We start from the raw sequence: 8,017 nt of genomic DNA, 5'->3' as shown, positions 1-8,017 counted from the left end.
CTGAAAGTAGCAGGCATCCGCCAGCTACTTTCAGAGAAAAATTCAAAAGATAAAAATAAGGGTGGAGAAAATTTGTTAATTTTCTTCCACCCTTATTTAATTTAGGGACTTATCAGACAGCCCCTGATATATTCATTATCTTTCACACGCATAATTATCTTTGTCTCTGTCCATTTTAGCCTGGTAGGCCGGGTGATCAGCTGGTACGCCATTTGGATAAACCTTTCTCAGCTCTGTACAGTTTTTATAGTACTCAGGCTGAGAAGAGCTAGGAGCAGTATTACTGTCTGTTTGCTGATTTGTGTTACTGCTGCCTGATGAATTGGCTGCTGTGCCGGAATTTTTCTCTTGAGTAACATTGCTGCCGGAACTAGTTGTATCTGCTGGTTTTTGGGCTGGTGCTTTTTTATCTAAATCGCCTTTTGTCGTTCCATTTTCTCCATAAGCCCATAAGCCGGTATTATTCTTTCTCGCTTCTTGGGCAAATTTTACAAAGTAATCGCTATATTTTACATCAGGCGGATAGGTAGATGGTTCGGCATAGCCATTAAGAACAAGCTGAGCATTGAACATTTTTTTTCTAATTTCCTCTTCGTTCATATCATCGGTCGGAACGTCAAGCCATACTATTCTTAATAGACGGCCGTATCGGTCTGTTTCAGAAACATCCTTTTGGATCCATACGGTTTTTCCGGTTAATTGCCCTTTAGTATAATCACTTGCTTCTTTTCCGTATTCCTCATGTCTGGTTGTTGATTCAGGCGTATTGACGCCGATTAGTCTGACTTTCCTGCCATCAGCTATTTCAACAGTATCCCCGTCAACAACTCTCGTTACCTTAACAGATTCTAAACCTAGTGACTCTGCAAGTCCTTCCTTTGAATCTGTCTTCTGCTGTGCTTGTTCGGCAGTGTTTTCTGCATTGTCGACATCAGCTGTATCTTTATCTTTCAGGTTTTTATTTTCCTGATCGGCTGTTTCTGATTCTTTTTGGGTTTCTTCTATATTTGTTTGCGCTTGGTCATCCGAGGATTCAGCATTTTCAGATGCTGTCCCGGAACATCCTGATATCATGAACATTAACCCCAAAATAGCAGGAAGTATTAAAAATCTTTTCATATTCCCTCTCCTTTCTATAAAACTGGGATTATTAGTCTCTTAAGTTACAACTTTATTACAATGACAACAGGGATTATTATAACGAATAATAGTACAGAACTCAATTTAACATGGAAATAATATTCCAGAGATGAAGATTTTAGAGTTTTAATAACCTTAAAAGTTTTCGAAAGAGAAACTCATTACACACTTGACTTAAGGAGTTAGACGCTATGGAAAGTAAAAATTTGCAGCTTGCGATTAGCCTGAGGCATGAATTGCATAAACATCCCGAGCTATCAAATCAGGAATTTTGGACGAAGCAGTATTTGATGGATTTTCTGCAGTCCCATACAACTCTCGAAATCGTTGATAAGGGTGCATGGTTCTATGCGGTTTACCGCGCAGGGATAGGGAAGAAGAATATTGCTTTTCGTGCGGATTTTGATGCGCTCCCGATCGACGAAACGATTGATCTTCCATACGGTTCTGAATATCCAGGTGTTTCCCATAAATGCGGCCATGACGGGCATTCGGCCAGTCTTGCTGCATTTGCATTGGAAATCGATCAGAAGGGTGCTGAAAAAAATATCTTTTTCCTTTTTCAGCATGCTGAAGAGACAGGTGATGGGGCGATCCAGTGTGCTTCATTTATTCGCGAGAATCATATCGAAGAAATATATGCCTACCATAATATGAGCGGGATGCCGTATAAATCAATCAATGTGATTGATGGAACAGCGCAATATGCCTCAAAAGGGATGACCATTCATATGGAAGGTACACCTGCACACGCAAGCCAGCCGGAAACAGGCATTAATCCAGCTTTTGCTATCGCAAAGATAATTGACAGGATTTCTGAATTTACCTCCTCTTCAAACAACAAGGGGCCTGTTCTTTGTACAGTTGTTCAGGTGAATATTGGCGAGAGGGCATTTGGTATTGCGGCAAGCAAAGGTGATCTGCTGCTTACCATTCGGGCACTATATGAGACCGAATTGGATCTTTTGCAGAAGAATCTTGAAGCCTTGGCACTTGAACAGGCTATCCAATATGGTTTAAAGGTAAATATCTCTTATAATGACGTTTTTCCGGAAACGGTTAATCATAAGGAAAGCACGGATAAAGTTCGTAAAGTATGCAAGGAAAAAGATCTCCGCTTAGTTGAAATGACAGAAGCATTTCGGGCATCAGAAGACTTTGGTCATTATACGAAACTTACAAAGGGTTCCATGATTTATATAGGAAATGGGGAAACCTATCCGCATATTCACACTCAAGAATATGATTTTCGGGATGAGCTAATTGAAACAGCTGTAGAACTTTTTAAAGGACTTGCGGAAGGTGAATAGGATCTGCACTTTTGGATACTTTAATAACGATATACTAAAAGGATAAGGTGAAATCGTTATGATCTCCAAAAGGCATAAGCTATTTAATATTGCAATAATTGTTATTCCGTGGCTATCGGTCTTGTTTTTGGGGAAACGCAGTTTAAAGCGTTACTCTATTGCAGGTTTTGTCATTGTCATCTTTGAAATTATTAATCACATAATTGGATATAAGCGGAACTGGTGGCACTTTTATGGCAAGCCAAAATCATTTTTAACAAATGAACTTCCGTTTACTCTTGGACCATATATGCCTCTTTCTTTGTGGCTGCTAAAATTTTCGTATGGGAACTTTAAAAAGTTTCTTATGCTTAATTTGCTATCGGATGGAACTTTTGCTTTTATTATCATGGCAATCTTGAAAAAATGGAGAATTATAGCTCTAAACAGATTAAACTATTTCCAATTTTTTCTATACATATTCTATAAAGCCTTTATCCTATACGGGGTTCAATACTGGCTTGAAAACAAAACCAGCTTCAAAAAATACATTAAAAAAAATAAGCTTTAACGCATTAACGCATCGGGGGTCAGGCCCCCGACGCGTTAATGCGTTAAAGAGGTTATTGATCTTTATCAGGCTGATTTTGAATTGGAGGATTCAAACACTTCCGGATATCCGTAACTTCCGTGTTCGCTCATATCCAAGCCGATTAATTCTTCTTCTTCGGTTACTCGCAAGCTTCCCATTAATCGCTTCATCACGAACAATATGACAAAAGAAACGATGAAAGCATATAGCCCCGACGTGAAGATCCCCAGCATTTGAACACCAAGCTGTGTAAAGCCTCCCCCGTAAAATAAGCCAGCTTGCCCAACGGTTGCCAATTCTGGGGTGGCAAAAAATCCTGTAGATAAAGTTCCCCATATACCTGCTGCACCGTGAACGGATAATGCATAAATTGGATCATCAATTTTTAATCGATCAAAGAATCTGACACTGTAGAAAACGAGAATTCCAGCAACTAGGCCAATAATAATGGAAGCCCATGTTTCCACGAAAGCACACGAGGCAGTAATTGCAACAAGTCCTGCTAAGGCGCCATTTAGCATGGTTGGAACATCAGCTTTGCCAAGAACAGCCCACGAGATAAAAAGGGCACTGATAGCTCCGGCTGCTGCTGCTAGATTTGTGTTTAAGGCAACGAAACTGAAAAATCCATCTTCAACCCCCAATGTACTGCCTGCATTAAACCCGAACCAGCCGATCCATAAAATCAATACGCCCAAAGCTGTATAGACTTGATTGTGGCCAGCTAAATTATTTGAGGAACCATTGGGATGATATTTTCCTATTCTCGGTTTTAATAAAATGGTTGCAGCAAAGGCGGCCATTGCACCTGTTAAATGAACAACCGTTGATCCGGCAAAATCTTGCTTTCCATGCTCTGCCAGCCATCCGCCGCCCCAAATCCAATGAGCCACAACGGGATAAACAGCGATTGAGAAAAGGATTGAAAAAATAACGTAAACTGAAAGTTTTGCTCGTTCTGCAAACCCTCCGAAGGCGATGGTTAAGGAAATGCCGGCAAATGCCAGCTGGAAAATAAAGAAGGCAGTGGAAGAGTAGGTGGATCCTTCTATTTCATAACTGGAGTAAAAGAAATCTGACAATCCTATGAAAAAGTTTGCGTTATCCCCGAAGATAAACCCATACCCTAATGCCCAGAAAATAATCGATGAGATACTGAAGGTGAAAATCGTCTTGCCAGCAATATGACCGGCATTCTTCATTCTTGTTGAACCCGCTTCAAGTAAAATAAACCCGCCTTGCATAAAAATAACAAGTATCGTGCTTAACATAATCCAAACACTGTTCAATAAATATAAATCTTCCATCTAAAATTCCTCCTTTAGGAAATATTTTCTTCTTGGAGTTAATTTTAGATTATATTGATTAATCTTAACAATATGTATTTTTCATAAAACTAATCTAATTTTGAGATTGTTTTTGTGTAATGGGTTTTGGAAACCAGTCTTTTTTATAAAATTGATCTGTTTTATGCTTGGGTCTAAAAATAAAAGCAACACTTGTCGGTAGCGTATATTCGACAGTTCAGGCATTCCTTTGCTATATTTTTATTGAATAGCAAATAATACCAGTAGAAAGGGGCGGACATTCATGCAATCACTAAAAGGCAAAAAAGTACTTATCACTGGAGGAAGCAGAGGAATTGGACGGGCAACAGCATTGGAACTTGCTAAAGAAGGAGCTGAGCTTGGTTTAATTGCCCGTTCGGAGCAAAGTTTTGAAGCAATACGCAAGGAATTAACTGACTTTGGAGTAAAATTTGTTACCGCAGCAGCGGATGTTTCAAACGAAGAAGAAGTGAATCTGGCGGTTAAAGAAATAGAGGAAAAACTGGGTTCGATCGATATTCTTATCAATAACGCAGGAATCGGGGCCCGCGCACCATTTCTCGAGCTAACAACTGAAACATGGAAAAATGTCCTTGATACCAATGTGATGGGGCTTGTGTATGTAACCAAAGCTGTGCTTCCAGGAATGATTGAGCGGAACAGAGGAGATATTGTCAACATTTCCTCTATGTCTGGATTAAAAGGGACAGAAGGATCAAGTGCTTACAGTGCTTCCAAATTTGCGGTAATCGGATTAAGTGAGGCTTTGATGCAAGAAGTTCGCCGTCATAACATTCGTGTCATGGTCCTTACTCCAAGTCTAGTCGAAACTGACTTCACTCGCTTAAGGTCTTCGCATGAAAGGAATCCGGAAAAATTTACTCAGGCTGAAGACCTGGCAGAATACATTGCGAGTATGCTGAAGCTCGAACATCGTTCGTTTATAAAAACATCGGCTATATGGGCGACCAATCCGTTTTAAACTTTCCAGACAACAGGGGAGACCCTGTTGTTTTTATTTTTCTTTATTGTTCATATTCCATTCATAATGCCTTATTAAGATAGAGGCACTAAAGTATTTAAGGAGTGAACAAAATGAAGCTGATACAAACCCTCGTTAAGTTCTCCAGCAGTAAATTTGGTGCTAAGGCCGTGCTGATTATTTGGATCGCTGCTGTCATTTTATTAAGCGTATTAGCGCCTTCTTCAAAAGAGTATTCAGTGAGCAGCAAGGAAGGCAGTGTCAACGAAGACACAGCTTCAGCAATTGCGAGTCAGTATTTGCAAGAACAGTTTCCTTCTAAAGACGGGTTAACAGGGTTACTTGTGTTCCATCATGAAAATAAAATAACCGAAAAGGATCGGGAAAAGATAACTGAATTTAGTGAGTGGATGAATTCTAATGATAGGCCTGAGAATTTGGCCGCTGCATTGCCATTTCATCAGTTTCCAAAACAAGTACAAGATCAAATGTTTTCAAAAGATGGAACGACATTACTCTTCAATTTTTCTTTAATTGAGGGAGCGGATTCAAAGGCATCTAACAAAGTAATTAAAGAAATAAATAAAAAATTGAAAGATCTAACCTTAGGGGAGATGCAGACAGAGATAACAGGCCCCGCTGGCATTGCCTCTGATACTTTAACAATCTTCCAAAATGCAGATATAGTGTTAATGCTTGCAACAATTGTTCTGATATTTATTTTATTGTTATTCATCTACCGTTCACCTTTATTGGCAATCATTCCATTGATTGTAGCGGCAATCGTTTATCAGGCGGTTGACCGGGTGTTAGGCCTAGCCGGAAAAAACGATTGGTTTGTGCTTGATAGCTCAGCGATTTCTATCATGCTTGTATTATTGTTTGCTGTTATAACAGATTATAGTTTATTTATTTTCTCACGCTATCGTGAAGAACTGAAAAAATTCACATCGAAATTTGATGCGATGGGTGAAGCAATCCGCCATGTATCTGAACCAATTCTATTCAGCGGCGGCACCGTCTTGCTTTCCGTTCTAGCTTTATTTACCGCTGTGTTTATGCCGTACCGTCATTTTGCACCCGTATTTTCGGTTGCCATGGTCTTTATCCTTATAGCTGGGCTTACATTAATACCGAGTATTTTTGCCCTCATTGGAAGAAAAGCGTTTTGGCCGTTTATTCCAAAGACCGAAGAAAAAGAAAAAACGAGAACAGGTCTATGGACGAAGGTTAGCAGCTTGGTAATGAAACATCCTGCTGTTATGGCTGGCGTCCTGTTCGTTACTTTGATAGGCGGAGCCATGAATATTCTATCCATTCACTATTCCTTCAATATTATGAAGTCCTTTCCGGATGAACTGTCGTCACGTAAAGGGTATGAGTTATTGGAAAAGTACTATTCAGCTGGGGAACTGGCTCCATTAACCGTCTTTTTAAAAGGAGACAACGCTCTACAGGAGGAGGATTTGGCGAAAATTGAAACATTGCAGGAAAAAATTGCAGATTTAAATGGGATTGATTCAATTAGCCAGCCAATATCTGATGAAATGATAGAAAATCTTGACACACTGCCCCGCGGATTTTTGAACGATCGTAAAAACACAGTGAAATTTAAGGTTGTTTTAAAAGATAATCCATATGAGGCAGGGGCACTTAAGACGGTGCAGAACCTCCGTGACCAGGCGAATCAAATGCTAAAGAACAGCGGATTATCTTCAAGTTCCTATGAATTGCATTTTTCTGGACAAACAGCAGAGCAATTAGATATTCGTTCCATGAACAAACGTGACATGATCATCTTGTTTTCACTTGTTACTATCCTAATTACTATTATGCTAGGACTCCAGACACGCTCAGTTGTTATGCCAATATTGATGATGGCAACCATTTTATTGTCTTATGCAGCTGCCCTTGGGTTCAGCTGGACAATTTTTCACTATATCCTTGGTTTTGAATCTATCAGTTACCGGCTACCAGTCTATACATTTGTCTTTATGGTCGCCCTTGGGGTTGACTATAATATCATGCTTGTTTCACGGATTAAGGAAGAAGCAGCAAAGGTTTCGTGGGAACAGGCTGTCGGAAACGGTATTGCCTTAACTGGCGGTGTTATTTCATCTGCGGGAGTCATTTTAGCAGCTACCTTTGCTGTCTTAATCACACAGCCGCTGCAGGAATTATTTTTATTTGGCGTGACGATGGCATTAGGGGTGCTGATGGATACCTTTTTAGTACGGGGCATACTCCTTCCTTCTATTTTAATTCTTGTTAAAAAGAAAGTACTAGGATCTTCTGCAGAGAAGCCTTATCGGGCAAGTTAAAAGATTAAATGAACCACAAATGCTGTAAAACCAGCGTTTGTGGTTTTTTATTTCTGAAAGATGAGGGGAAAGAGGATAGTGATGGGTAAATGCAGAAATAAAACTGGTATTTAGTAAAGTTTATATTAGCGCTAACGGACAGAGACTCTGTGAAAAAGATCGGAGATGTCCATGAGGGGGCATCTTATGGACAAGATCCCTGTGAAAAAGAGCCGAAGTGTCCATGAGAAGGCGTCTAATGGACATATACCCATGTGAAAAAGGCCAATATGTCCATGAGCGGGCATCTAATGGACATAGACCCTATGAAAAACGGCCAAGATGTCCATGAAAGCCCGCCTGCTGAGCATAAAAAACGCTTCTAA

General features: G+C 39.9%; 6 protein-coding genes. 4 read left to right on the top strand and 2 right to left on the bottom strand.

Going from position 1 to position 8,017, the window contains the following annotated elements:
* Window positions 1–135 precede the first annotated feature (135 nt).
* Window positions 136–1,119 carry a thermonuclease family protein gene (locus tag AC1Q59_RS21055; protein WP_492367826.1) on the bottom strand — a complete coding sequence of 328 codons (984 nt, stop codon included), beginning with the start codon at window positions 1,117–1,119 and terminating at the stop codon, window positions 136–138.
* A 212-nt stretch (window positions 1,120–1,331) separates the two neighbouring features.
* On the opposite strand from AC1Q59_RS21055, the gene AC1Q59_RS21050 reads away from it, so the two are divergent.
* Both AC1Q59_RS21050 and AC1Q59_RS21045 read left to right on the top strand, forming a co-directional pair.
* A complete protein-coding gene (locus AC1Q59_RS21050) occupies window positions 1,332–2,450 on the top strand; it encodes a M20 metallopeptidase family protein (RefSeq protein ID WP_492367825.1) in 1,119 nt (372 codons plus the stop codon).
* Window positions 2,451–2,508: 58 nt separating this feature from the next.
* Window positions 2,509–3,000 carry a hypothetical protein gene (locus AC1Q59_RS21045; RefSeq protein ID WP_492367824.1) on the top strand — a complete coding sequence of 164 codons (492 nt, stop codon included), beginning with the start codon at window positions 2,509–2,511 and terminating at the stop codon, window positions 2,998–3,000.
* 65 nt (window positions 3,001–3,065) lie between these two features.
* Here AC1Q59_RS21045 and AC1Q59_RS21040 read toward each other — a convergent pair whose 3' ends face one another.
* Entirely contained in the window at window positions 3,066–4,328 is a 1,263-nt protein-coding gene (locus AC1Q59_RS21040) for an ammonium transporter (RefSeq protein ID WP_492367823.1), read from the bottom strand.
* Between the two features lie 283 nt (window positions 4,329–4,611).
* Here AC1Q59_RS21040 and AC1Q59_RS21035 point away from each other — a divergent pair, with 283 nt between their 5' ends.
* Together AC1Q59_RS21035 and AC1Q59_RS21030 are read left to right on the top strand one after the other, a co-directional pair.
* On the top strand, window positions 4,612–5,331 hold the full coding sequence (locus AC1Q59_RS21035) for a 3-ketoacyl-ACP reductase (RefSeq protein ID WP_492367822.1): 720 nt from the start codon (window positions 4,612–4,614) through the stop codon (window positions 5,329–5,331).
* Between the two features lie 113 nt (window positions 5,332–5,444).
* On the top strand, window positions 5,445–7,652 hold the full coding sequence (locus tag AC1Q59_RS21030; protein WP_492367821.1) for an MMPL family transporter: 2,208 nt from the start codon (window positions 5,445–5,447) through the stop codon (window positions 7,650–7,652).
* Window positions 7,653–8,017: the final 365 nt, after the last annotated feature.

Source organism: Cytobacillus sp. MT66 (genome assembly GCF_058792595.1).
The sequence above is the reverse complement of the archived record's forward strand: the minus strand, read 5'-3'. Positions and strand labels throughout refer to the sequence as shown.

Coding starts and splice junctions, on each gene's coding strand:
- AC1Q59_RS21055 (WP_492367826.1), bottom strand. CDS start 1,119: ATGAAAAGATTTTTAATACTTCCTGCTATTTTGGGGTTAATGTTCATG.
- AC1Q59_RS21050 (WP_492367825.1), top strand. CDS start 1,332: ATGGAAAGTAAAAATTTGCAGCTTGCGATTAGCCTGAGGCATGAATTG.
- AC1Q59_RS21045 (WP_492367824.1), top strand. CDS start 2,509: ATGATCTCCAAAAGGCATAAGCTATTTAATATTGCAATAATTGTTATT.
- AC1Q59_RS21040 (WP_492367823.1), bottom strand. CDS start 4,328: ATGGAAGATTTATATTTATTGAACAGTGTTTGGATTATGTTAAGCACG.
- AC1Q59_RS21035 (WP_492367822.1), top strand. CDS start 4,612: ATGCAATCACTAAAAGGCAAAAAAGTACTTATCACTGGAGGAAGCAGA.
- AC1Q59_RS21030 (WP_492367821.1), top strand. CDS start 5,445: ATGAAGCTGATACAAACCCTCGTTAAGTTCTCCAGCAGTAAATTTGGT.